The following is a 23,825-nucleotide window of genomic DNA, read 5'->3' on the forward strand; positions in this document are numbered from 1 at the left end:
CGGGCAGAGCGCGCTCAGCCGGTCCGCTCCTCCCGCGACTGGCGGGAGAACGCCCGGACATCACCCACCACCAGGTTCTCCGTGTGTTGCGCCCGGTGCCGCAGCGGCATCCGGAGTTCGGCGGGGAGGAGCAGGCGCGACACGTGGTGCCGCCATCCGGGTTGTTCCGCCGCCCACCGATGAGTCCCGGGGAGCGGACCGGTCACCACTGTTGACCGCGTTCCCACCCAGGAGGTAGCCATGAGCGCCGACGGATTCACCACATGTCTCTGGTTCGACGGCCGGGCCGAGGAGGCCGCCGACTTCTACGTCTCCGTCTTCAAGAACTCGAGCGTCGGCCGCGTCCTGCGGTACACCGAGTCCGGGTACGGCACCACGGGCTCCGTGCTCACCGTGGAGTTCACGGCCAACGGACAGAGGTTCGTCGCGCTGAACGGTGGGCCCCAGTTCCAGTTCACCGAGGCGATCTCCTTCCAGCTCGACTGCGAGGACCAGGCCGAGGTGGACCACTACTGGGAGAAGCTCGTCGAGGGCGGCGGCGAACACGGCCCCTGCGGCTGGCTCAAGGACCGTTTCGGTGTGTCCTGGCAGGTCAACCCCGTGCGGCTGACCGAGATGATCAGCGACCCGGACACCCGGAAGGCGGACCGCGCCCTGAAGGCCATGATGGCGATGGGCAAGATCGACATCGCCGCCCTGGAGAAGGCGTACGCGGGCGAGTGACGGCCGGGCCGGACGGCGGGGCCCGCGGCGGCCCCGCCCCGGCCCCCCGGGCGGGACGGCCGCTCGGCGCGCGGGCGCGAGTCGGGATGGCTAGCGTGAGGAGACGGACCGATCGCCTGTCCGGAGGGCCGCAGCCATGGCCGTACCACCCGAAGGGGCCCCTTGCTGGGCCGATGCGATGTTCAACGACATCGAGGGAGCCAAGAGCTTCTACGCGGACGTCCTCGGCTGGACCTTCGGCGGGACGTCGTCGGAGTTCGGGGACTACACCGAGGCCTACGCCGACGGCCGACCGGTGGCGGCCGTCGTACCGCCCATGCCCGGCCAGGAGGGCACCTCGCAGTGGTGCCTGTACTTCGCGGCGCGGGACGCCGCGGCGACCGCCGCCCGGATCCGGGACAACGGCGGCGAGCTGCTGATGGAGCCGATGCGGGTGGGCGACCTCGGCACCATGTGCCTGGCGCGCGACCCCGGCGGGGTCCTCTTCGGCCTGTGGCAGGCCGGCACGCACGAGGGCTTCGGCGCGGTCGCCGAGCCGGGCGCGTACTGCTGGGCGGAGGTCTTCACCCGTGAACCGGAGAAGTCCGACGCGTTCTTCCCCGCCGTCTTCTCCTACCGCCCGAGGCGGCTCGAGGGCGTCGAGGACTTCCGCGTCTACGACCTGGGGGAGCGCAGCGTCCTCGGCCGGATGAGGATGACGGACGACTTCCCGCCGGAGATGCCCCCCTACATCAACGTCTACTTCGCCGTGGGGGACTGCGACGAGGCGGTGGCCCGGGCGACCGCGCGGGGCGGGCTGCTGCGGTTCGGCCCGATGGACACGCCGTTCGGGCGGTTCGCCGGGATCAGCGACCCCCAGGGCGCGCACTTCTCGGTGATCGACATCACGAAGCCCGTGGGCGACGTGCCGAGGACGACCGACGCGGACTGAGCGGGGCTTCCCCCGGCCGGACACCCCGCCCGGCCATGGCATGATCGAGCATATGCGTGAACGTGTTGTCGCCGCGTGCGACGGGGCTTCGAAGGGGAACCCCGGGCCCGCCGGCTGGGCCTGGGTGGTCGCCGATGCGTCCGAGACGCCGGTCCGCTGGGAGGCGGGGGCCCTCGGCAGGGCCACCAACAACGTCGCCGAACTCACCGCCCTGGAGCGGCTGCTCGCGGCGACCGACCCCGCCGTACCGCTCGAGGTGCGGATGGACTCGCAGTACGCCATGAAGGCCGTCACCACCTGGCTGCCCGGCTGGAAGCGCAACGGCTGGCGCACGGCGGCCGGCAAGCCCGTCGCCAACCAGGAACTCGTCGTCCGCATCGACGACCTCCTGCAGAACCGCACGGTCGAGTTCCGCTACGTCCCCGCCCACCAGGTCGACGGCGACCGGCTCAACGACTTCGCCGACCGCGCCGCCAGCCAGGCCGCCACCGCGCAGGAGAACGCCGGCAGCGAGCAGGGCTCGCCCGAACCGCCGCCCGCCCCGGACCGCCCGGCCGGCGGCGCGGCGAAGCGCGGACCGAGCGGCGCGGCGAAGCGCGGATCCGGCGGCGCCAAGGCGTCCCGGGCGCGCGGCGGCGCCTCCTCCCGCACGATCAAGGCCAAGTTCCCCGGCCGCTGCCCGTGCGGACGGTCCTACGCGGCCGGTGAGCCCATCGCCAGGAACGACAAGGGCTGGGGCCACCCCGAGTGCGCCCGGGCGGCCTGACCCGCACGTGGGACGCGCCGTCCGGGGGAGGAGCGGCGCGCCGGCCGGTCCCGGCGGATGACAGACTGACGCCATGGACGAGCGCACATTCGACAGGTCTGGTCAGCACGCCTCCGTGGTCGGTCTCGGCACGTGGCAACTCGGGGCGGACTGGGGCGACGTCGACGACAAGGAAGCCCTCGCGGTCCTGGAGACCGCGGCCGAGTCGGGGGTCACCTTCTTCGACACCGCCGACGTCTACGGCGACGGACGCAGCGAGCAGACCATCGCCTCCTTCCTGAGCGGGCGGCCCGACCTGCACGTGCTGGTCGCCACCAAGATGGGCCGCCGGGTCGACCAGATCCCGGAGAACTACGTCCTGGACAACTTCCGCGCCTGGAACGACCGCTCGCGCCGCAACCTCGGCGTCGACCGCCTCGACCTGGTGCAGCTGCACTGCCCGCCGACCCCCGTCTACTCCACCGACGAGGTGTTCGACGCCCTCGACACCCTGGTGGAGGAGGAGCGGATCGCCGCCTACGGCGTCAGCGTGGAGACCTGCGCCGAGGCGCTCACCGCGATCGCCCGGCCGAACGTGGCGAGCGTGCAGATCATCCTCAACCCGTTCCGCATGAAGCCCCTGCGCGAGGTGCTGCCCGCCGCCCGCGCGGCCGGCGTCGGCATCATCGCCCGCGTCCCGCTGGCCTCCGGACTTTTGTCCGGCAAGTACACCAAGGACACCGTCTTCCCGGAGAACGACCACCGCACCTACAACCGGCACGGCGAGTCCTTCGACCAGGGCGAGACCTTCTCCGGCGTCGACTACGCGACCGGCGTCGAGGCCGCCGCCGAGTTCGCCGCGCTCGCCCCCGAGGGGTACACCCCCGCCCAGCTGGCGCTGCGCTGGATCATCCAGCAGCCCGGCGTCACCACCGTCATCCCCGGCGCCCGCTCCCCCGAACAGGCCCGCGCCAACGCGACCGCCGCCCGGCTGCCGGAGCTGTCCGGGGCGACGCTCACGGCGATCGGGGACCTCTACGAGCGGCGGATCAAGGCCCAGGTGGAGAGCCGCTGGTAACGGCCCGGACGCGGCCGGCCGGGGGAGGACGGCGGCTTTCTGGGCACCCGGCGTGGGACGTATGGACGACGCACACCCGGGAGGCACCCGTGTCGGACGCGGAGCGGGGCGAGACCAGGCGCAGGGGACGCAACGAGACGGAGGAGGAGAGAGCGGACCGGATGTGGCAGGAGCTCATCCAGGAGGTCCGCGTCGCCCAGATGGGCGTGCAGATCCTGTTCGGATTCCTGCTGACCGTGGTGTTCACCCCGACGTACGCCACCCTGTCCGACACGGACCAGGCCATCTACATCGTGACGGTGGTGCTGGGCGCCTGCGCCACCGGCGCCCTCATCGGACCGGTGTCACTGCACCGCCTCGTCTCCGGACGGCGCATCAAACCGCAGGCGGTGCGGTGGGCCTCCCGGCTCACCCTGCTCGGCCTGCTGCTGCTGCTCGCCACCACCAGCGCCTCGCTGCTGCTCATCCTGCGCGTGGCCACCGACGACGACTCCGTGCCGTACCTGGTCGCAGGAGTGGTGTGCTGGTACCTGCTGTGCTGGTTCGGGCTGCCGATGTGGACCCGGCACCGTCACACGACCCGGTGACGGCGGGCGGGCCCGGGCCGCCCGCCCGCGGCCCGGCCTCAGCTCCCGGCGAGGACGTCCGCGAGGAAGTCGTCGACCCGGACCTCCTCGCACCCCGGCGCGACCAGCCTGCGGGTCTCGTGCAGGAACTCGCCGACCGTCTCGGCCCAGGCGAACACCACCGCGTGGTGCCGGCCGCCGTCGGCGTGCGCCTCGCCGAGGAACTCCATCCGCAGCTCCCGCCCCACGCCCCGGGACTCCGGACGCAGCCGCACGTCCCCGAGCCCGACCGGGCGGGTGAGCCCCTCGGTGACCATCTCCCGGTCCAGCTGCCAGCGCGCGAGGACGCGGCCGTCGTGGCTGAAGACGATGGTGACGGCGAACGGGTCGGACGGGTCGTAGCTCAGGTGGGCGAGTACGGGAAAGCGGTCCGCGTCGCCCGCCTGGAGCTCCACCACCAGGGTCTTGTGCACGAACGAGTTCACGAGAGGCCTCCGGGAAGTACGGCGTAGAGCCCTCTAGTACCCCGCATCCACGCAAGATGCTCGGCTCTCTGGGTGAATCACTCGCGCCCCGGGCCCGCCCCCGGCGTCAGCCGAACGCCTCCCGCAGCGCCGGCAGCAGCGTCTTCTCCGACCAGTCCAGGTAACGCGGCTGGGACTCGCCGCCGATCTGGACCAGGGCGATCTCGGTGAAGCCGGCCTCGGCGTAAGGGCGTACGGCCTCGACGAAGTCCGCCGGGTCGCTGCCGCACGGGATGGACGCGGCGACGTCGTCGGGCCGCACGAACCGGGTCGCCGCCTCGAAGGAGGCCGGATGCGGCAGCTCGGAATTGACCTTCCAGCCGTTGCCGAACCAGCGGAACTGGGCGTGGGCGCGTTCGACGGCCGCGTCCCGGTCGGGGTCGTAGCAGACCGGCAGCTGCCCCACCCGGGGCTTGCCCCGCCCGCCGTGCCGGTCGAAGGAGTCGAGCAGCTCCGCCTCCGGCTCCGTGGCGATCACCAGGTCGGCGAGCCGGCCCGCGAGGGCGCAGGAACGCTCCCCGGACACCGCGATGCCGATCGGCGGCGGCTGGTCCGGCAGGTCCCACAGCCGGGCCGACTCGACGTCGAAGTGGGTGCCCCGGTGGTTCACATGGCCGCCCTCGAACAGGGCCCGGATGATGCCCACCGCCTCCTCGAGCATCTCGTGCCGCACGTCCACGGACGGCCAGCCGCCGCCCACCACGTGCTCGTTGAGGTTCTCCCCGGAACCGAGCCCCAGCCGGAACCGGCCCTCGGACAGCAACTGAAGGGTCGCCGCCTTCTGCGCCACCACCGCCGGGTGGTAGCGGAACGTCGGACACGTCACATACGTCATCAGCGGAATCCGCGAGGTGGCCTGCGCGGCGGCGCCGAGCACGCTCCAGGCGTACGGCGAGTGCCCCTGCGACCCCAGCCACGGGAAGTAGTGGTCGGAGGTCACCGAGAAGTCGAAGCCCGCCTCCTCCGCCCGCACCACATGGTCGACCAGCTCACGGGGCCCGGCCTGCTCGGTCATCATCGTGTATCCGATACGCGCCATGAAGCCCGGGTCCCCGCACGGGGACGGGGAAAACGACGGATCACCCGCCCGGCCCACGGGGCAGGATGCCCCCATGACCACCCGCCCGCTCCCCACCGCCGCCCCCGCCGACCAGGGTGTGGACGCCGCCGGTGTCCACGCCTTCCTCGACGCCCTCGAAGCCGACCCGGACATCGAGCCGCACAGCCTGATGATCCTGCGCCACGGCCGGGTCGTGGCCTCCGGCTGGTGGGCGCCGTACACCGCCGCGCGCCCGCACCTGCTGTACTCGCTCAGCAAGAGCTTCACCGCCACCGCCGCGGCGCTCGCCGAGGCGGAGGGGCTGATCGACTTCGACGCCCCGGTGCTCTCGTACTTCCCGGAGTTCGAGGCCGGCATCACCGACCCGCGCAGCCGGGCGATGCTGGTCCGGCACGTGGCGTCCATGGCCAGCGGGCACGAGAGCGAGACCGTCGACGCCGCGTTCGGCACCGACCCCGCCGAACCCGTGCGCGGTTTCCTCCTCCAGCCGCCGCAGCGCGACCCGGGCACCGTCTTCGCCTACAACCAGCCCTGCACGTACACGCTCGGCGCGATCGTGCAGCGGGTCACCGGGCAGTCGCTCACCGCCTACCTGCGGCCCCGGATCCTCGACCCGCTGGGCATCGGCGAGGCGCTGTGGCTGCGGGACCGCGCCGGACGGGAGATCGGCTTCAGCGGACTGCACGCCGCCACCGACGCCGTCGCGCGGTTCGGCCTGCTGTACCTGAACGACGGGGTGTGGCGGGGCGAGCGGCTGCTGCCCGCGGGGTGGGCGGCCCGCGCCGCCCGCCCGCGCGTGGCGACCGCCGGCGCCATGGGGGCGGACGACCGGCCGGACTGGGACCTCGGCTACGGCTACCAGTTCTGGGCGTCCCGCCACGGATTCCGGGGCGACGGCGCGTACGGGCAGTACTGCCTGGTGCTGCCCGAGCACGACGCGGTGATCGCCGCGACGACGGCGACCGAGCGGATGCAGGAGTACCTGGATTTGGTGTGGCGGCACCTCCTGCCCGCCTTCCGGCCCGGTCCGCTGTCCGGCCGGAAGGCCGAGGACAGCGCCCTGGGCGAGCGCCTGGAACGGCTCTCCCTGTCACCGGCCGCGGGCAGCCCCGCACCGCCGGAGCGGGCCGGCGACTGGTCCGGCGCCGCGTTCGCCCCGTCCGGCGGGATCCGCGCGGACCAGCCGGAACTGACGGGGGCCCGGGTCACGGCGGACACCGACGGCGGCTGGACGCTGAGCCTGACCGACGGCGGCCACCGGCTCGACGTGCGGCCGGGCGGGCCGGCCTGGACCGTCTCCGAACAGCCCTTCCCCACGGCCGTGAGCGGCGGCTGGACCGATGCCGACACCCTCGCCGTCGACGTCCTGTTCCTGGAGACGCCCCACCGCCTGCGCGTCACCTGCTCCCTCGGCGCCCGTACCGTCACCGCCCGCTGGCTCACCCGGCCGCTGCACGGTCCGCGCCTGCGCGCGCTGCGCGCCCCGCGCGACTCAGTCCGTACCGGGCCGGAACGTCCGCAGGAAGGTGCGCAGCGCCTCCCGGCCGGCGGGTTCCTCCCAGCCGTCGGCCGGGGTGGTCCAGCGCAGTGAGAAGCCGCGCCCGCCGCCCAGCAGGAACCCGCGGCCGAAGGTGCGCACGCGGGTGCCGTCGGCCGTGGCGTACCACTCCATGTCGGCGGCCTCGTGCCCCAGGTACGTGGTCGCCCGGATCCCGCCGATCCGCTCGTAGCCGCCGGACCGTTCCAGAGCGGGCTCCACGTCGTCCCGCCACACGGCCACGGCGTCCGCTCCCACCCGCTCGCTGTAGGTGACGGCGAGGGTGCGCGGATCCCCGTCGGCGCCGAAGGTGACGCGGTACGCCAGGCCGGCCACGCGCGAGGTGTCCCGCCGCTCCCAGCCCGCGGGCAGCGCGACGGAGAAGCCCTCCGGTGCGCGCACCGTGCGGTAGCCGGGCGGGAGGCCGCCCCCGCCCGACGGGGGCGGAGCGGACGGCGGGGCCGTGCCCCGGTCGCCCGGCTCGTCCCGCCCGTCGCCCGCCGGGCCGGAACCGGCCGGTGCGGAGGCCGACGCCGGCGGCGCGTCGGCGGCGGCACCGGCCCCGGTACCGGGCAGCCCCCGTGACGCGCCGAGCACGGCGACCGCGACGGTCACGACGGCCAGCGCGGTGCCGAGCGCCACGGCCCGCCGGCCGGGCCCCGTTCCCGCGCTCCGCACGCCCGCGAGGTGGCCGCCGCGCAGCCGGGGGCCCGGCATCCCCGCCGGGGCGGCACCGGGATCCCCGCTCAGCACCCGGACGAGGACCCCGCGGACCACCTGGCGGGTGAGCCGCTCCCGCGGGTCCTTGCGCAACAGCCCCTGGACGACCCGGGTCAGCGGACCGGAGCGCACGGGGGCGCGCGGCGGCAGCCGGTCCACGCCCTTCAGTGTGGCCCGGGGCCGGCCGCGCTCCCGGAACGGCGGACGACCCTCGAGCATCGTGTAGAGGATCGCGCCGAGCGCCCACAGGTCCGCCGCCGGTCCGGCCCGCTCGCCGCGCGCCTGCTCCGGAGCGGCGTACGACGGCGCCGTGAGCCGGGGTGCCTCCGTGGCGCCGGCCAGGCCGTACCCCGTGACGACGACGGGGCCGTCCGGGCGCACGAACACCTGGCCGGGGCTGAGTTCGCCGTGCGGGAGACCGCCGGCGTGCCCGGCGTCCAGGACGTCGAGCAGCTCCAGCGCGATGCGCGCGGCCCGCACGCAGTCGAAGGTGCCCTGCTCCGCGAGGAGTTCGTCGAGCGGTGTGCCGTCGATCCAGGCGGTGACCGTCCACAGGAAGCCGTCCTCGACGACACTGTCGACGACGGTGGCGGTCCGGCCGGGGCACAGCCGGGACATGTCCTCGGCCGCCCGCAGGACGCGGGAGGGCGCGCGGCGGACGGCGTCACCGGCGTCCGGCGGCAGCCAGGTGCGGGTGGCCAGGCAGGGGCGGCCCGTCCACCCGTCGTCGGCGTACCAGCGGATGCGGTGGGTCTCGCGTTGGACGATCTCCACCAGCCGGTACCGTCCGGCGACCGACCGGTCTGTGGAGACGCGCGTCCTGCCCATGGCCATCCCTCGTCGCACCGCTGGTTCCCGCTCTTCCCTTGAGGTACGGGAAACCGGGCGGGGTCCGTTCAACGAGACGGCCGGCGGATGCGCCGACGGGAAGCGTTCCGGCCACGGGCGCTCAGCGCAGCGCGAAGTGCTCCGCCCAGGCGATCATGTCGCGGGTGGTGGCGTTGCCGCCGCACACCACCAGCCCGATCCTGGCCTCCTCACCGACCCGCTCCCGGACCCGCCGCGCGGCGGGCAGCAGACAGCCGGCGGCCGGCTCGGCCCACACCTTGGCGTGGTCCGCGAGGTCGAGCGAGCCCTGCACCGCCTCCCGGTCCGGCACCACCAGCACCTCGTGGACCAGCGCCGAGACGTGCTCGTACGTCAGCTGCGACACGGCGGGGGCGCTCAGCGTGGAGACGATCGACGTCAGCTTCACCGGCACCGGGCCGCCCGCCGCCAGCGCCTCGGACATCGCCTGGGCGCCCTCCGTCTCCACGCCCCAGATCCGCACCCCGGGCCGCAGCGCCCGCAGCGCGGCCGCGACACCGGCGATCAGCCCGCCACCCCCGATGCTCACCAGGACGTCGGTCAGTTCACCGGCGTCCGCGGCGAACTCCAGGCCCACGGTGCCCTGTCCGGCGATCACCACCGGGTCGTCGAAGGGGTGGACCAGGGTCAGCCCCTCCTGCTGGAGCCGGGTCGTCATCGCGAAGGCGCCGTCCATGTCGTCGGTCAGCCGCACCGACGCGCCGGCGGACTCCGCGATCTCCACGGCCCGGACGGGCGCCGAGCGGGGCATCACCACCGTCGCCTTGACGTCGAGGGAGGCGGCCATGACCGCGAGCGCGATGCCGTGGTTGCCGCCGCTCACCGCCACCACCCCGGCGGCCCGCTCGGCCTCGCTCAGCGACAGCAGCTTCGCCGCCGCACCGCGCACCTTGAACGAGCCGGTGCGCTGCAACAGCTCCAGCTTCGCCGTGACCGGGACACCGAGCAGCGCCGACAGTCCGGGGCTCGGCACGGTCGGGGTCCGCACCACATGTCCGGCGATCCGCTCGGCCGCGGTTTCGATGCCGGCGATCTCGATCACGATCGTCACCTCTCCGGTCCGGGCGCGGTGAGGTGGTCCGCGCCTGGAGCCACCCTGACCCGGTGGAGCGGCCAAGGTCAACACGGGCCCCGGCCGGCGGGCCGGGGCCGGTCAGTGCTGCTGGGGCTTCTGCGGTGCCGCCTCGCTGGGCCGTACGACGACATGGCCCTCACCCTGCAGCTTCAGCTGCACCGCCTCGCCCGATCCGCCGCGCAGCATCGAGCCCAGCGACTGCGAACGGTGCAGCGAGGTGGCCAGGCCCGCGGTCCAGCCGACGATCGCGTCCGTGTCCACGAACACCGGCGACTGCGACGACACCGGGATGACCAGAGGATTCCCCTCGCACACCAGCCCCAGCCGGCCGTGCCCGCTGAACACGCTGTTGAACAGGCCGCCCCCGGTGACGCCGGCGCCCTTCACGGTCGCTATCCGGTACGACAGCGAGGAGTCGAAGCACAGCACGTTGCGGCCGTTGACGGTGAACTCGTCGCCGGGGTCGATCTCGACGACGAAGCAGTTCTGAGCCTCGTGCGCGAACCAGGCCTCGCCCTGTCCGCGCACCGCCATCAGCGGCAGTCCCTCGCCGGTCACCGCGCGTTTGAGCATGCCGCCCACGCCCTGCCCCTTGCGCTCGAACTGGAGACTGCCGCGGTAGGCGACCATCGCGCCCTGCCGGGCGAGCATCTCGCCGTCGACCGTGTAACGGAGGCACTTGGCGTTCTCGACCGTCATGCCCGGCGCCGTGGCGGGCTGCACCATGTGCCGACTGGAAAACAGATCACCCTTCATACGGGCATCCTCGCCCGGACTCCCGGGCTCCGCCAGGATCTTTCCGGGACTGCCCCGGATCGCGTCGCCGCCCGGGTGCCGGGCGGCGGCCGCGCTCAGGCACCGAAGAGCTGGGTCCAGTACGTGCCCGCCCGGCCGCCGCCCGCGAAGCCGACGCCGAGGTGGGTGAAGCCGGGCTTGAGGATGTTGGCGCGGTGACCGGGGCTGTTCATCCATCCCCGTACGACCTCGGCGGCCGAGCGCTGGCCGCAGGCGATGTTCTCGCCGATCGTCCGTCGCGCGGAGCCCGCGGCCGCGGCCCGGTCCCAGGGCCGGCTCCCGTCGGGCGCGGTGTGGGAGTAGAAGTCGCGGGCCACCATGTCGGCGCTGTGCGCCTGCGCGGCCGCGGTGAGCAGGGGATCGCGGGACAGGGGCGGCAGTCCGGCGCGGGCGCGCTCCCGGTTGGTGAGGTCGACGACCTCACCGGCCGTGCGGTCGAGGCCGTCCGGGGTGAGCGGACCGGCCCACAGCGCGGTCCAGTAGGTGTCACCGAACCCGCCGCCGCCGGCGCCCGCCAGGGCGGCGTGGGTGAAGGCGGGGTCGCACACGGTACGCCGGGCCGCGTCGTGACGCAGACAGTGGTCGACGAACGCGGCGACGGTGAGGGGGCCGGAGACCAGGTGTTCGCCGACGGCGAGGTAGGCGTATCCGGCGGCGGTGACGCGCTGGTGCACGGAGATACCGTCCACGCCCTCGACGCCGAGGCGTCCGCCCCGCGACATCATGCCGGCGTGCTCCCGGGCGGCGGCGGCCAGCCGCGCGTCATGGGTGACGGGCGGGGAACCGGCCGCGGCGCGGGCGGAGTTGACCAGGTCGAGGAAGCCGTCCAAGCCGTCCCCGGCGGGCGGTGGGGACACGGGCGGAGGCGGTGCCAGGGGGCGCGGCGGGACGGCCGGACGCGGCGGGGGGACGGTGCGCGCGGGCGGGACGGCCGGGCGCGCGGGCGGGGCCACGGCGCCCGGTACGGGCACCCCGCCCGGCGGGTTCGGCGTGCCGGGTGGTGCCGCCGTGCCTCGCGGGATCCCCGAGCCGGGCGGGACCGTCGCACCTCGTGGCCCCACCGCGCCCGGAGGTGCAACGGCGCCCGGCGGGACCGTCGCGCCCGCCGGTGCCACCGCACCCGGTGCCGCCCCCGCGGGAGCCGCGCCGTCGTCCTCCACGTCCACGCCGAAGTCCCGGGCGAGTCCGGCCAGGCCGTCGGCGTACCCCTGGCCCAGTGCGCGCACTTTCCAGCCGTCGCCGCGCCGGTAGATCTCCGCGAGGAGCAGGACGGTCTCCCGCCCGGGACGGGGCGGGGAGAACCGGGCCAGCGGGCGCCCGCCGGAGGCGACCTGGAGCACCGGGGCGGGCAGGGCGCCCAGCGGGGTGCCCGGGTCGGCGGGGCTGACGGCGACCGTGACCCGGGTGGCGCCGGGGCGCAGGGCGGGCGGGTCGACGGTGAGCGTGTCACCGCCGAGCCGGGCGCCCGGGGCGGACGGCTGGTTGTAGAACACGAAGTCGCCGTCGTCCCGGACCTTCCCGCCGTCGTCCGTGATCAGTGCGGACAGGTCGAACGGCCCGGCCACCCGGACGGTCACCGCACCGCCCGGCAGGGGCAGGTTGCCGCCGGGGACCAACTCGCTCATCGCGCCGCCCTGATGTCGTCGTGCACGGATCGGTGGGGGTGTCCGGACAACGACGTGCGGCGGGCGGGGGTTCCCGCGGCGGGCCCACCGGGGCACTCGGCGGCGCGGTGTCCGCGCCCCATGGGGAACACTGGACCCCGCGGAGCTGACACGACACCGGGAGGAACCGCATGACGCGCCCGATCACGGCAGGGATCGACGGAACCGGGGAGAGCCTCGCCGCGCTGGCCTGGGCGGCGAGGGAGGCGGTCCGCCGGGGGCTGCCGCTGAGGGTGGTGCACGCCTGGCGGTTCGAGGCGCACGACGCCGTGGACGGGGTGGACACGGGGGACAGGGCCACGCAGGAGCGCTGGGTGCGCGAGGCGGCCGGTGAGGCGGTCCGCGCCGTGCGCGAACGGCACCCGGACCTGCCGGTGGCCGTGGACGTCCTGGAGGGCGACGCCGTGGACACCCTGACCGGTGTCGCCGCGGAGGCGGAGATGCTGGTGCTCGGCTCGCGCGGACACGGGCGGATCCTGGGCTTCCTGGTCGGTTCGGTCGGCCAGCAGGTGATCGTCGACGCGGAGCGGCCGGTGGTGTTCGTGCGGGCCGGGGACCGGCCGTCGCACGAGGTCGCCGGGCACGAGATCGTGGTCGGGCAGCAGGGCGGACCGCAGGACAGCGCCGCCGCGCTCGGCTTCGCCTTCGAGACCGCGGCACGGCGCGGAGCCACCGTGCGCGCCGTGCGGGCCTGGACCCTGCCCCCGGTGTTCGCCTACAGCCCCGCGTCGCTCCAGCTCCTCGACGAGGCGGGGGGCCTGGAGCCGTACGAGCGCAAGGGGCTGGCGGCCGCGCTCGCGCCCTGGCGGGAGCGCTACCCGGACGTGCACGTCGTCGAGCACGTGGAGATGGGCAGCGCCGGCCAGGTGCTGCTGTCGGTGGCGGGCACAGCCCAGCTGATGGTGGTCGGCCGCCGCGCCCACCGCACGGCCGTCGGCGCCCGGATCGGCTCGGTGGCGCACGGCGTCCTGCACCACGCGGACTGCCCGGTGGCGGTCGTGCCGCCCGCCTGAGCGAACCGCCGGCTCAGTCGTCGGTCGGCCGCAGGGTGGTCCGCGCCTTCGGGAGGATGTTCCTGATGTAGTCCTCGACGGCCGTGTCGAGGCCGATGTCGTGCTGCGCCCGCTCGGACAGGTACCAGCGGTGCTCCAGGAGTTCGTGGTAGATCTCCGCGGGGTCCATCGGGCCGCGCAGCTCCGGCGGCACCGACCGCACGGTGGGCCGGAACACCTCGCGCACCCAGCGGTGCGCGAGGACCTCGGGACGGGCGCCGAGGGGGTCGCCCGGGGCGTAGTCGTCCTGGGTGGCCATCCAGCTCTCCAGGTCGTTCAGCAGCCGCCTGGCCTGGTTCTCCTCGGTGTCCAGGCCGGTCAGGCGCAGCAGTTGCCGCTGGTGGTGGCCGGCGTCGACGACCTTGGGCACGAAGGTGACCGTGTCACCGTTGGAGGCGTGCTCGATCTGCATCTCGGCCACGTCGAAGCCGAGGTCGTTGAGGCGGCGGATGCGGCGCTCGATGTAGTGGTACTTGCCCGCCGGGTAGACGGAGGTGCGGGTCAGCTCCTGCCACAGGCCCTGGTAGCGGGCGCAGATCTCGGTGCCGAAGTCGACCGGGTCGACGGAGGGGTGCAGCGCCCCGGACGCCTCCAGGTCGAGCAGTTCGCCGCTGATGTTGACGCGGGCCAGATCGAGGTCGTACTCCCGCTGTCCGACGCTCAGTTCGGGGTGCAGGTCGCCGGTCTCGGCGTCCACGAGGTAGGCGGCGTAGGCGCCCGCGTCCCGCCGGAACAGGGTGTTGGACAGCGAGCAGTCGCCCCACGCGAACCCGGCGAGGTGCAGCCGGACCAGGAGCACGGCCAGCGCGTCCATCAGCCGGTGCATCGTCGCCGGGCGCATCGTCGTCTCGAACATCGACCGGTACGGCATCGAGCCGCCCAGGTGCCGGGTGATCAGCACGCTCTCCAGGGGCTCCCCGGCGGTGTCGGTGCGGCCGGTGACCACGGCGAGCGGGTCCACTGCCGGGATGCCGATGCGGTCCAGGTCGCGCAGCAGTTCGTACTCGCGCAGCGCGGGCCGCTGGGCGAGCTCCTTCACCGCGATCACCTCGTCGCCGGCGCGCGCGTAGCGCACCACGTGCCGGGAGATGCCGCGCGGCAGCGGCACCAGGTACCGCTCCGGCCACTCCTCCAGCGGCAGGTGCCACGGCAGTTCCAACAGGAGCGCGGGGTGCTCCGGGTTGGTGGCGTTGATCTGCAGTGCCATGGCTGGGGTGTCCTCGTCTCGTGGGCGGTCCTCACCTCACCCTATTGCGCCCGCTCCCGCGCCAGCCGTGCCGCGTCCTCCACGGAGCCCTCGTGCAGCGGGCCGTGGCCGGGCAGCAGCAGGTCGCCGTCCAGCTTCGCCAGCACGTCCAGCGCGTCCACGGCGGCCGCCCGCTCGTGGTGGAACATGTCCGGCAGGAGCTGCGGCCCCCGGACGCGGGAGGTGGGGTGACCGCTCACCAGGGCGTCGCCCGAGACGACCGCGCCGACGCCGGGGAGGTGGAAGGCGCAGTGTCCGTCGGTGTGCCCGGGGGTGGGCACCGGCACCGGCCGGCCGGGCAGGTCCAGCGGACCCGGCGCCGGGAACGGCTCGGGACCGGTGACCGCCGCATCGGCCGTCCCGCCGGCGCGCAGGGCGTGCACCGCCCAGGGCACCACACCGGGGCGCCAGGCGTTGCGCAGCACCCGGCCGACACCCACCTGGTGCAGGAAGTCGCGCCGCGCGTGCGGCACTTCGGCCTCGTGGGTGTAGACGGGGGTGCCGTGCGCCGCACGCAGGTACTGGGCGGAGCCCAGGTGGTCGTTGTGCGCGTGGGTGATCAGCACGGCCGTCACCGCCTCCGGTGAACTCCCCACCTGCGCCAGCGAGTCGAGCAGCCGCTCGCGGTCGCCGGGGTAACCGGTGTCGATGAGCGTGACGGCGTCCCCCTCGGTGAGGATCACCCAGTTGGTGCTCGGGCCCCGCACCAGATGGGTGCCGTCCGCGACCTGGCGCACTGCTGCTCGCATGATCGTCCCGCGTTCCGTCGTTCCGTCGTCGTCCTGGTCCGGCGGGAAAAGGAAAGCAGATCACCGCGCGGGCGCGCACGGCGGGCCGGTACGCGCGTTCGTCCGTGCGGCCGGGGCGCGGGACGGCGGTTCGGTCCCCGTCTCAGTTCACGTCGTGCGGGCGGAACTGGACGCTGATCCGGGGGCCGGTGGCGCGGCTGCTCTTGGGCACGGCGTGCTCCCAGGTGCGCTGGCAGGAGCCGCCCATCACGATGAGGTCGCCGTGGCCCAGCGGCCGGCGCACGGTGTCTCCGCCGCCCACGGGCCGCAGCAGCAGATCACGGGGCGCCCCCACGGAGAGGATGGCGACCATGGTGTCCTCGCGCGCGCCCCGACCGATCCGGTCGCCGTGCCAGGCGACGCTGTCGCGGCCGTCGCGGTAGTAGCACAGCCCTGCCGTGGCGAACGGCTCGCCCAGTTCGCCGGCGTAGTGCGCGCTGAGCGCCGCCCGGGCCTCGGCCAGCACCGGGTGCGGCAGCGGGTCGTCGGCGCGGTAGTACGACAGCAGCCGGGGCACGTCCACGAGCTGGTCGTACATCTGGCGCCGCTCCGCCCGCCACGGGACCCGCGCGGCCAGGTGCGCGAAGAGCGCGTCGGACCCGTGGAGCCAGCCCGGCAGGACGTCGATCCAGGCGCCGCGGCCGAGCCCGGTGCGGCGCACCCCGTCGAGCGGGCCGAGCCGCAGCTCGTCGTCCTGGTCGAAGAGGGATCCCTGGAGCGCCGGCGGGTGGTGCGTGGTCATGCAACCAGCGTACCCCTCATTCGAAAATATGTTCTAGACCGGTGCGGCGGGCGACTGCCCGCCGCACGGCCCTATCCGATACACCGGTGTATCGGATACGTTCCCGTATCGAACGAGGGAGCGGACCTTGACGGTGGGCGGTACGGCCGGGCGCGTCACCAGGCGCCGGGCGCACACGCGCGCGAACCTCCTGCGAGCGGCGTTCGGGGTCTTCGCCGCCAAGGGCTTCGGGCACGTCTCGATCGAGGAGATCTGCGAGGCCGCCGGCTACACCCGGGGTGCCTTCTACTCCAACTTCGCCGGCCTGGACGAGCTGTTCTTCGCCCTGTACGCGGAGCGCGCCGAACTCATCGCGGACCAGGTCACCGCCGCGCTCGCCCAGGACGGGCCGGGCCTCGACGTGCCCGCCGCCGTCGACCGCGTCACCGAGGTGCTGCTGCTCGACCGTGACTGGCTGCTGGTCAAGACCGACTTCCTGGTGCACGCCGCCCGCGACCCGGACGTGGCGCGCGGCCTGCTGGAACACCGGGCGCGGCTGCGGGGCGCCATCGCCGACCGGCTGGCCCGCGCCCACACCGCACTGCCCGCCGTGCTCGGCGACGCCGAGGGCGCCGCGCACGCCGTGGTCGCCGCCTACGACGGCGTCACCACCCAACTCCTGCTGGACCGGGACGTCGTACGCGCCCGGGCCTGGCTGAAACAACTGCTGACCGCGCTGCTCACCGGATGAAGGAAGGGACGGTCGCCATGGATGCCGACGTCATCGTCGTCGGAGCGGGCCTCGCGGGCCTGGTCGCGGCCCACGAACTGACCAGCAGGGGCCGCAGGGTCGCCCTGGTCGACCAGGAGAACGCCGCCAACCTCGGCGGCCAGGCCTTCTGGTCCTTCGGCGGGCTGTTCCTGGTGGGCTCACCGGAACAGCGGCGCCTGGGCATCAAGGACTCCTTCGACCTCGCCTGGAGCGACTGGCGGGGCAGTGCGGGCTTCGACCGGCTCGACGACGAGGACTCCTGGGCGGTGAAATGGGCGCGCGCCTACGTCGCCTGGGCGGCGGGGGAGAAGCGCTCCTGGCTGACCGGCCACGGCATCACCTTTCTGCCCACCGTCGGCTGGGCCGAGCGCGGCGACCTGCGCGCGGACGGCCACGGCAACACCGTGCCCCGCTTCCACATCGCCTGGGGCACCGGGACCGGCGTCGTCGACCCCTTCGTCCGGTACGCCCGGCAGGCCTCGCGCGACGGACTGCTCACCTTCCACCACCGCCACCGCGTCGACGAACTGGTCGTCGAGGGCGGCACCGCGCGCGGTGTCCGGGGCACCGTGCTCGGCCCCGACGACTCACCGCGCGGGGTCGCCTCCCACCGCGAGGCGATCGGCGCGTTCGAACTCACCGCCCAGGCCGTGATCGTCACCAGCGGCGGCATCGGCGCCGACCACGACATCGTCCGCCGGTACTGGCCCGAGCGGCTGGGCACCCCGCCGCGCCAGATGGTCACCGGGGTCCCGGCCTACGTCGACGGCCGGATGCTGGACATCAGCGCCCGCGCGGGCGCGCGGCTGGTCAACCGGGACCGCATGTGGCACTACACCGAGGGCCTGCGCAACTGGGACCCGGTCTGGCCGGGGCACGGCATCCGCATCCTGCCCGGACCGTCCCCGATGTGGTTCGACGCCCTCGGCCGCCGGCTGCCCGAGCCCTGTCTGCCCGGCTACGACACCCTCGGCACGCTGCGGCACCTGCGCACCACCGAGGACCTCGCCGGGCACGACCACTCCTGGTTCGTCCTCACCCAGAGGATCATCGAGAAGGAGTTCGCGCTGTCGGGCTCCGAGCAGAACCCCGACATCACCGCCAAGGACCGGGGCGCGTTCCTGCGCGAACGCGTGCTGGGCAAGGGCGCCCCCGGGCCGGTGGAGGCGTTCCTGCGCAAGGGCGCGGACTTCGTGACCGCCCCCACCGTGGAACAGCTCGTCGACAGGATGAACGGCCTCACCGACGAGCCCCTGCTCGACGCGGCCGTCGTACGGCGCCAGATCGAGGCCCGTGACCGGCAGCTGGCCCACTCCTTCAGCAAGGACGCCCAGGTGCAGGGAATCCGCAACGCCCGCCGCTACCTCGGCGACCGCCTCAGCCGCGTCGCCACCCCGCACCGCCTCCTCGACCCGGCGGCCGGCCCGCTGATCGGCGTCAAACTGCACATCCTCACCCGCAAGACGCTCGGCGGCATCCAGACCGACCTCGACTCCCGGGCGCTGGGCACCGACGGGCAGCCGGTCGAGGGGCTGTACGCGGCGGGCGAGGTCGCGGGCTTCGGCGGCGGCGGTGTCCACGGCTACAACGCCCTGGAAGGCACCTTCCTCGGCGGCTGCCTCTTCTCGGGCCGGGCGGCGGGCCGGGCGGCGGCGGAACAGACGGGCTGAGAACACCCGGGAGGCAGCGGCCCGTCTCAGTCCCGGAGGAGGCGGGCCAGCACGTGGGCGTGGCTGTGCTCCGGGTCCTTGGACGCGGTCAGCAGCGTCACCGGGCCCTGCTCCGCCAACGCGCGTACCCGTTCCAGGAGTTCGGCGGCCCCGGGCGCGGCCAGCTCCGCCTCGTAGCGGGCGCGGAACTCCTCGTACGGCCGCTCCTCGGCGTGGTACCAGCGGCGCAGCCCGGTCGACGGCGTCAGGCCCTTGGGCCATTCGTCCACCCGCGCCGCGTCCTTCGCCAGACCGCGCGGCCACAACCGGTCGACCAGGACCCGGACACCGTCGTCCGGCTCGGGCGGTTCATGGACACGGCGCACCCGCACGCTCATGATCGACCCCTTCCGGCGCTGTCCCGCGAGCCTACTGCGGCGCACGGGACCGGGCACGGCGAGCGCCGCGCGGCGGCACACCGGGCCCCGGCAGGGTCCCCGATTCCGTCACCGCCGGACGGGTACTCCGTCCGCCTGACGTGCCGAGGAGGGAGGCCGCACATGGACGCACCGGACGAACTGCCGGTCGTCGGCACACTCGCCGAGCTCACCGCCCTGGTCGAGCGGGACCGGGGACTGTACGTCCGCTGGTCCCGCGGCCCGGCGACCGATCTGACGGCGGCGTCCAGCGTCGACGACCTGACGGGCGTGCCCATGCCGGGGCTGTCCGCCAACCCCCTCGACGTCGAGCGGTGGTGGCAGGAGCGGCCGGTGGCGCTGTGGGTGGCCCGCCGGCTGTACGACTACGAGCACCTGCCGCGCGAGAAGGGGCCCGGCATCCGGTGCTGGGTGCTCAGGGGCCGCGAGAACGGGCGCGGGCCCGACAACGAGCCGCTGGTCGTGGACGTGCGTCCGCTGTGCTGGATCGACCCCGCCGTGATCGACGAGGCGCGGGCGGAAGTGGCCCGCCAGAACGGTCCCTGGGGGCCACTGCGCAGGACGGGCGGCTGAGGCGCCGGCTCAGGAGCCCCCGGCCGCCCGCCGCGCACCCGCGCGACGCTTCAGCGCGCGCCGTTCCGTCTCGCTCGTGCCGCCCCACACTCCGATGGACTGCCCCGTGTCCAGTGCCCACTCCAGGCACGGCTCCCGCACGGGGCAGCGCCGGCACACCGCCTTGGCCTGTTCCGTCTGCACCAGGGCCGGCCCGGTGGTGCCGATCGGGAAGAAGAGATCGGGATCCTCGGTCCTGCAGGCAGCAATGTTCCGCCAGTTGTCCATCAGAAAGTCACCTGTGATCGGATTCGATACGCACCGCGTGGGATGCCTGACTTCCTGTCGGGTCACCTCTCGGCAGGCGCTGAAACAGCGGGACCGTACGCGCACCACCGTGCGCGCCTCCCGGGACGGGCCGCGGGCCGTCGTCAGTCCGGCGAACGTCCCCGCGGCCGGCCGGCCGGACCGGCCTCAGCGGCGCAGCGACTCCCGCGCCGTCCGCGCGACCGCGTCGGCCACCTCCGCCAGGGCGGGGGAGTCCAGCCTCCACTGCTGCCAGTACAGGGAGACGTCGGTGGCGCGGTCCGGGGCGAACACCGTGAGGCGGCCGCCGCGGAGCAGGGGGGCCGCCTGGACCTCCGGGACCATGCCCCAGCCCAGGCCGCTCGCGACCGCCTCGACGAAGCCCTCCGAGGTCGGCACGTAGTGACGCCACACGCCCGCCTCGGCGCCCCCGCGCGTGAGCCGCCGTACGAAGCCGTCCTGGAAGTCGTCCCGCCGGTCGAACACCACCACGGGCGCCTCGGGCAGCGACCGGCGCAGCGGTCCCGCGAGATGCCGCGCGGCGAACTCCGGGTTCGCCACCGGGAGATAGCGCATCCGGCCCAGCTGCCGCACCGAGCAGCCCGGCACGGGATCGGGGGAGGAGGTCACCGCCGCCATCACCGTGCCCTCCCGCAGCAGCGCCGCCGTGTGGGCCTCGTCCTCGCGGCGCAGCTCGAAACAGAGCCGTGCCGCCGGCGGCAGCCGGGTCAGCGCGCCGAGGAACCAGGTCGCCAGCGAGTCCGCGTTCACCGCCACCGACACCCGGGTCGGCTCCCCGGCCCCGCTCAGGCCCAGCTCGGCCCGCGCGTCCCGTTCCAGCCGGGCCACCTGGCGGGCCAGCCGCACCAGCACCTCGCCCGACTCGGTCGGCCGCACCGGTTTGGTGCGCAGCAGCAGCACCCGCCCGGTGCGCTGCTCCAGCGCCTTCACCCGCTGGCTCACCGCCGAGGGCGTGACGTGCAGAGCGGCGGCCGCCGCGTCGAACGTCCCCTCGTCCACCACCGCGAGCAGCGTCCGCACCTGGTCCAGCGGAAGATCCGTCATCACAATGGCTAAGGCTACGTAAGAATCCTTAGCTGTACTGCACGGGCGGCCGGGCCGTAGCGTCCTCGGCATGACCAGCGCCCTGACCACCGCCGCCGCCGGATTCGGCACCGGACTCTCCCTCATCGTCGCCATCGGCGCCCAGAACGCCTTCGTGCTCCGCCAGGGCGTCCGCCGGGACGCCGTCCTCGCCGTCGTCGGCATCTGCGCCCTGTCCGACGCGGCCCTCATCGCGCTGGGCGTCGGCGGTGTCGGCGCGGTGGTCGTGGCGTGGCCGGGCGCGCTGACGGCGGTCGGCTGGATCGGCGGCGCCTTCCTGCTCGGCTACGGGGCCCTGGCCGCCCGCCGCGTGTTCCGGCCGGCCGGCGCCGGCCTGGTGACGGAGGGCGAGGCGGCCGGCTCCCGCCGCCGGGCCGTGCTCACCTGCCTGGCGATGACCTGGCTCAACCCGCACGTCTACCTCGACACGGTGTTCCTGCTGGGCTCGGTCGCCGCCGACCACGGCCCGCTGCGCTGGACCTTCGGCCTCGGCGCGATCCTGGCCAGCCTCTGCTGGTTCGCGGCGCTGGGCTTCGGCGCCCGGCTGCTGAGCCGCTTCCTGGCCCGCCCCGCCGCCTGGCGCGTACTGGACGGGCTGGTCGCCGCCACCATGGTCGTCCTCGGCCTCACGCTGATCGCCGGTGGCTGACGCGCGCCACCCGGTGCGCGCCGGTCTACAGCGCCCCGCCGCGCCGGTGCATCGTGTACTGCTCCATCAGCTTGCCGCGTGTCATCTCCAGCCGGTGGGCGAGGACCTCGGCGACGGTGCGCACCAGGGTCAGCCCGAGCTGCGGATCCTCCTGGCAGAGCCGGAGCACGGCCGCCGCGTCGAACTCGTAGGCGCGCACCGGGCTGAACGCCACGGCGCCGAAGTCCCACTGGTGCGGCGGGAACAGCCAGGACCAGCCCAGCAGATCGCCCGCGCCGAGGCCGGCGACCGTCACCCGGTGCAGGGCGTTCACCCGCTGGTCCAGCGAGACCGCGCCGGAGCGGATCACCCAGAAGCGGTCGGCGGTGCCGCCCGCCTCGAAGATCCGGGCGTCCTCGGGGAAGGACACCTCCCGGGCCAGGGTCATCAGCCGCTCGCGCTGCGCAGGGGGGAGGGCCGTCAGCAGTTTGATCGCTTTGGTCATGGGGCGGGGCTCCTCGCCGGGCCTTCGGTTCCGGGGCTTTCCCTACGTTCATTTCAGCCGCTGCCGCCGTCCTGGGCACCTCGGCGGAGCGGACGTTCCCAGGACATGAAGAAGCCCTGGCTGGACGGGGGAAGCCAGCCAGGGCCGTAAGCGGTGGTGTCCGGAGGACGAACGTCGACTCCGCCACCACGTATGAGTGAACGATAAAGCACTCGGCTGGGGTTCCGGTAACCGGGACCGGGCGGGCGTGACTCGTTTCACCATGCGGTCAGGAGGCGCTCCCGTCGACGACCCGGACCGTCTCCAGAGCGGGGTCCGACGGGTCGGGCAGGTGCATGCCCGCCTCCAGCCCCGTGCGCAGATACCGGAGCACGGGCTCGGTGAGCCGTTCACCCGGCAGGACGGCCGGGATGCCGGGCGGATACGGCGTGATCATCTCCGCCGCGATCCGTCCCGCGGCCCGGGACACCGGCACGTCCTCGGCCGGGCCGAAGAACGCGTCCCGCGGCAGCACCGCCTGCTCCATCCGCAGCTCGCCCGGCGAGGGCACCTCCACCCGCGGCCCCCGGGGCAGGTTCCGCGCCGCCCGCCCCAGCTCCCGCAGCGCCGACAGCAGCTCGCCGGTGGTCTCCCGGTCGTCGCCATGGGTGATCTGCGCGCCGATGCGCCGGTGATCGACCAGGTGCGCGTCGATGTTCCGGTGCTCGCGCAGCCAGTCCGACGCCCGGTACCCCGTGATGCCGAGTCCGCCGATGTCGATGACGACGGGCAGCGGGTCGAAGTCGTCCGCCAGCTCCGGGCCGCAGAAGTCGTCCCGGTCGTTGACGTGCATGCCGTCGATCTCCTCGATCGCGGCCCTGACCTCCGCGGCGAGCGCCAGCGCCGACCCCATCAGCTCCTTGCCGTGCAGGGCCATCTGCCGCCGCCAGCCGTCCAGGCCCGCGAAGATCAGCACCGACGGGCTGGTGGTCCCCAGCAGGTCCGCGCGCATGCCCAGCAGCGCCGGCGGCACCAGGTCGCCCCGCAGGTGGAAGACGGAGCCCTGCTCCAGGCCGCTGCCCATCTTGTGGATGCTGGTCACGCAGATGTCGGCGCCCGCGTCCATCGCCCAGGACGGCAGATCGGGGTGGAACGGCAGATGGGCGCCCCACGCCTCGTCCACGATCAGCGGACGCGAGCGCCGGTGGCACACCTCGGCGACCGCCCGCAGATCCGCGCACGCCCCGTACGGCGTCGGACTGGTCACCAGCGCCCCCCGGGCGTCCGGATGGGCGTCGAAGGCCCGGTCGAAGTCGTCGGCCGAAGGCGGATGCGCGATGCCGCGCCCGGCGTCCCACCGCGGCTCCACCCACACCGGTTCGATCCCGGACAGGATCAGGCCCGACACCACCGACTTGTGGGCGTCCCGTCCGATCAGCAGCTTCTCGTGCGGCCCCGCCACCGACAGCATCGCGGCCTTGACCGACAGGGAGCTGCCGCAGGTGCTGAAGAAGGTGTGGTCGGCGTGGACCGCGTCCGCCATCAGTTCCTGGGCCCGCTGGAGCACCCGGCCCCGGGTGAGCCGGTCGTCCAGGCCCCCCGACGCCAGTACGTCGCCCAGGAACACCGAGTCCCCGAGCACCTCGCGCACCGCCGGGTCCGCCCCGCGGGCCTGTTTGTGCCCCGGCGGCGTGAAGCCCAGTCGTCCGTTGCGGTGGTAGTCCTCCAGCGCTTCCAGCACCGGTGCTTGGGTGTGATCGACCGTCATGCGGCCCGGGTGCCCGGCACCCGCCCCCGTCAA

26 protein-coding genes are annotated in these 23,825 nt (G+C 74.2%); 11 read left to right on the forward strand and 15 right to left on the reverse strand.

Translation table 11 applies throughout. The annotated features are described in order from the left end of the window. Positions 1 to 14: 14 nt before the first annotated feature. Positions 15 to 143 carry a hypothetical protein gene (locus tag FHX78_RS37995; RefSeq protein ID WP_268257213.1) on the reverse strand — a complete coding sequence of 43 codons (129 nt, stop codon included), beginning with the start codon at positions 141 to 143 and terminating at the stop codon, positions 15 to 17. A gap of 97 nt (positions 144 to 240) precedes the next feature. On the opposite strand from FHX78_RS37995, the gene FHX78_RS33160 reads away from it, so the two are divergent. From FHX78_RS33160 to FHX78_RS33180, 5 genes are all read left to right on the forward strand, one after another. Continuing rightward, positions 241 to 723: a VOC family protein gene (locus FHX78_RS33160; RefSeq protein WP_145871027.1), complete on the forward strand. Its 483-nt coding sequence runs from the start codon at positions 241 to 243 to the stop codon at positions 721 to 723. A gap of 136 nt (positions 724 to 859) precedes the next feature. Next, complete coding sequence (locus FHX78_RS33165; RefSeq protein WP_145871028.1) at positions 860 to 1,654, forward strand: VOC family protein; 795 nt, start codon at positions 860 to 862, stop codon at positions 1,652 to 1,654. 40 nt (positions 1,655 to 1,694) lie between these two features. Continuing rightward, positions 1,695 to 2,420 carry a ribonuclease H family protein gene (locus FHX78_RS33170; RefSeq protein WP_145871029.1) on the forward strand — a complete coding sequence of 242 codons (726 nt, stop codon included), beginning with the start codon at positions 1,695 to 1,697 and terminating at the stop codon, positions 2,418 to 2,420. Between the two features lie 73 nt (positions 2,421 to 2,493). Further along, complete coding sequence (locus FHX78_RS33175; RefSeq protein ID WP_145871030.1) at positions 2,494 to 3,477, forward strand: aldo/keto reductase; 984 nt, start codon at positions 2,494 to 2,496, stop codon at positions 3,475 to 3,477. An 89-nt stretch (positions 3,478 to 3,566) separates the two neighbouring features. Continuing rightward, entirely contained in the window at positions 3,567 to 4,064 is a 498-nt protein-coding gene (locus tag FHX78_RS33180; RefSeq protein WP_145871031.1) for a DUF6328 family protein, read from the forward strand. A 38-nt stretch (positions 4,065 to 4,102) separates the two neighbouring features. Here FHX78_RS33180 and FHX78_RS33185 read toward each other — a convergent pair whose 3' ends face one another. Then, on the reverse strand, positions 4,103 to 4,528 hold the full coding sequence (locus FHX78_RS33185) for an SsgA family sporulation/cell division regulator (RefSeq protein WP_145871032.1): 426 nt from the start codon (positions 4,526 to 4,528) through the stop codon (positions 4,103 to 4,105). Positions 4,529 to 4,634: 106 nt separating this feature from the next. Continuing rightward, positions 4,635 to 5,606: an LLM class F420-dependent oxidoreductase gene (locus FHX78_RS33190; protein WP_145871033.1), complete on the reverse strand. Its 972-nt coding sequence runs from the start codon at positions 5,604 to 5,606 to the stop codon at positions 4,635 to 4,637. Positions 5,607 to 5,679: 73 nt separating this feature from the next. Between FHX78_RS33190 and FHX78_RS33195 the strand changes: the two genes are divergently transcribed. Continuing rightward, positions 5,680 to 7,218 carry a serine hydrolase domain-containing protein gene (locus FHX78_RS33195; RefSeq protein WP_145871034.1) on the forward strand — a complete coding sequence of 513 codons (1,539 nt, stop codon included), beginning with the start codon at positions 5,680 to 5,682 and terminating at the stop codon, positions 7,216 to 7,218. Here the strand turns inward: FHX78_RS33195 and FHX78_RS33200 are convergent. From FHX78_RS33200 to FHX78_RS33215, 4 genes are all read right to left on the reverse strand, one after another. Next, entirely contained in the window at positions 7,120 to 8,712 is a 1,593-nt protein-coding gene (locus FHX78_RS33200; RefSeq protein WP_145871035.1) for a serine/threonine-protein kinase, read from the reverse strand. The genes FHX78_RS33195 and FHX78_RS33200 overlap by 99 nt on opposite strands. 121 nt (positions 8,713 to 8,833) lie before the next feature. After that, the gene (locus tag FHX78_RS33205; protein WP_145871036.1) at positions 8,834 to 9,793 is read right to left on the reverse strand and encodes a threonine/serine dehydratase family protein; all 960 of its coding nucleotides are present in this window, start codon (positions 9,791 to 9,793) and stop codon (positions 8,834 to 8,836) included. 111 nt (positions 9,794 to 9,904) lie between these two features. Beyond that, a complete protein-coding gene (locus tag FHX78_RS33210; protein WP_145871037.1) occupies positions 9,905 to 10,582 on the reverse strand; it encodes an AIM24 family protein in 678 nt (225 codons plus the stop codon). A gap of 95 nt (positions 10,583 to 10,677) precedes the next feature. Next, complete coding sequence (locus FHX78_RS33215) at positions 10,678 to 12,246, reverse strand: CAP domain-containing protein (protein WP_145871038.1); 1,569 nt, start codon at positions 12,244 to 12,246, stop codon at positions 10,678 to 10,680. Positions 12,247 to 12,416: 170 nt separating this feature from the next. Here FHX78_RS33215 and FHX78_RS33220 point away from each other — a divergent pair, with 170 nt between their 5' ends. After that, on the forward strand, positions 12,417 to 13,298 hold the full coding sequence (locus tag FHX78_RS33220; RefSeq protein ID WP_145871039.1) for a universal stress protein: 882 nt from the start codon (positions 12,417 to 12,419) through the stop codon (positions 13,296 to 13,298). 13 nt (positions 13,299 to 13,311) lie between these two features. Here the strand turns inward: FHX78_RS33220 and FHX78_RS33225 are convergent, their stop codons facing one another. From FHX78_RS33225 to FHX78_RS33235, 3 genes are all read right to left on the reverse strand, one after another. Continuing rightward, positions 13,312 to 14,544: a DUF4032 domain-containing protein gene (locus FHX78_RS33225; protein ID WP_145871040.1), complete on the reverse strand. Its 1,233-nt coding sequence runs from the start codon at positions 14,542 to 14,544 to the stop codon at positions 13,312 to 13,314. A 41-nt stretch (positions 14,545 to 14,585) separates the two neighbouring features. Continuing rightward, entirely contained in the window at positions 14,586 to 15,332 is a 747-nt protein-coding gene (locus FHX78_RS33230) for an MBL fold metallo-hydrolase (protein ID WP_145871041.1), read from the reverse strand. Positions 15,333 to 15,474: 142 nt separating this feature from the next. Beyond that, positions 15,475 to 16,113, reverse strand: coding sequence for an alpha-ketoglutarate-dependent dioxygenase AlkB (locus FHX78_RS33235; protein WP_145871042.1), 639 nt, complete (start codon positions 16,111 to 16,113; stop codon positions 15,475 to 15,477). A gap of 127 nt (positions 16,114 to 16,240) precedes the next feature. On the opposite strand from FHX78_RS33235, the gene FHX78_RS33240 reads away from it, so the two are divergent. Beyond that, positions 16,241 to 16,843, forward strand: a complete 603-nt coding sequence (locus tag FHX78_RS33240) for a TetR/AcrR family transcriptional regulator (RefSeq protein WP_145871043.1) — start codon at positions 16,241 to 16,243, stop codon at positions 16,841 to 16,843. A gap of 17 nt (positions 16,844 to 16,860) precedes the next feature. Beyond that, positions 16,861 to 18,534 (forward strand): FAD-binding dehydrogenase, encoded by a 1,674-nt coding sequence (locus FHX78_RS33245; protein ID WP_145871044.1) that lies wholly within the window; start codon positions 16,861 to 16,863, stop codon positions 18,532 to 18,534. A 26-nt stretch (positions 18,535 to 18,560) separates the two neighbouring features. Here the strand turns inward: FHX78_RS33245 and FHX78_RS33250 are convergent, their stop codons facing one another. Continuing rightward, positions 18,561 to 18,911, reverse strand: a complete 351-nt coding sequence (locus FHX78_RS33250; protein WP_145871045.1) for a DUF488 domain-containing protein — start codon at positions 18,909 to 18,911, stop codon at positions 18,561 to 18,563. Positions 18,912 to 19,073: 162 nt separating this feature from the next. Here FHX78_RS33250 and FHX78_RS33255 point away from each other — a divergent pair, with 162 nt between their 5' ends. After that, a complete protein-coding gene (locus FHX78_RS33255) occupies positions 19,074 to 19,523 on the forward strand; it encodes a DUF6098 family protein (RefSeq protein WP_145871046.1) in 450 nt (149 codons plus the stop codon). Between the two features lie 9 nt (positions 19,524 to 19,532). Here the strand turns inward: FHX78_RS33255 and FHX78_RS33260 are convergent, their stop codons facing one another. Further along, positions 19,533 to 19,790, reverse strand: a complete 258-nt coding sequence (locus FHX78_RS33260) for a WhiB family transcriptional regulator (RefSeq protein ID WP_145871047.1) — start codon at positions 19,788 to 19,790, stop codon at positions 19,533 to 19,535. A gap of 186 nt (positions 19,791 to 19,976) precedes the next feature. Beyond that, the gene (locus tag FHX78_RS33265) at positions 19,977 to 20,873 is read right to left on the reverse strand and encodes a LysR family transcriptional regulator ArgP (RefSeq protein WP_145871048.1); all 897 of its coding nucleotides are present in this window, start codon (positions 20,871 to 20,873) and stop codon (positions 19,977 to 19,979) included. Between the two features lie 70 nt (positions 20,874 to 20,943). Between FHX78_RS33265 and FHX78_RS33270 the strand changes: the two genes are divergently transcribed. Further along, positions 20,944 to 21,561, forward strand: a complete 618-nt coding sequence (locus tag FHX78_RS33270) for a LysE/ArgO family amino acid transporter (RefSeq protein WP_145871049.1) — start codon at positions 20,944 to 20,946, stop codon at positions 21,559 to 21,561. A gap of 25 nt (positions 21,562 to 21,586) precedes the next feature. Here the strand turns inward: FHX78_RS33270 and FHX78_RS33275 are convergent, their stop codons facing one another. Together FHX78_RS33275 and FHX78_RS33280 are read right to left on the reverse strand one after the other, a co-directional pair. Next, positions 21,587 to 22,045, reverse strand: coding sequence for a cyclic nucleotide-binding domain-containing protein (locus FHX78_RS33275; protein WP_145871050.1), 459 nt, complete (start codon positions 22,043 to 22,045; stop codon positions 21,587 to 21,589). Positions 22,046 to 22,313: 268 nt separating this feature from the next. Then, positions 22,314 to 23,792, reverse strand: a complete 1,479-nt coding sequence (locus tag FHX78_RS33280) for an aminotransferase class I/II-fold pyridoxal phosphate-dependent enzyme (protein ID WP_145871051.1) — start codon at positions 23,790 to 23,792, stop codon at positions 22,314 to 22,316. Positions 23,793 to 23,825: the final 33 nt, after the last annotated feature.

The organism is Streptomyces capillispiralis (assembly GCF_007829875.1).
Taxonomy (GTDB): domain Bacteria; phylum Actinomycetota; class Actinomycetes; order Streptomycetales; family Streptomycetaceae; genus Streptomyces; species Streptomyces capillispiralis.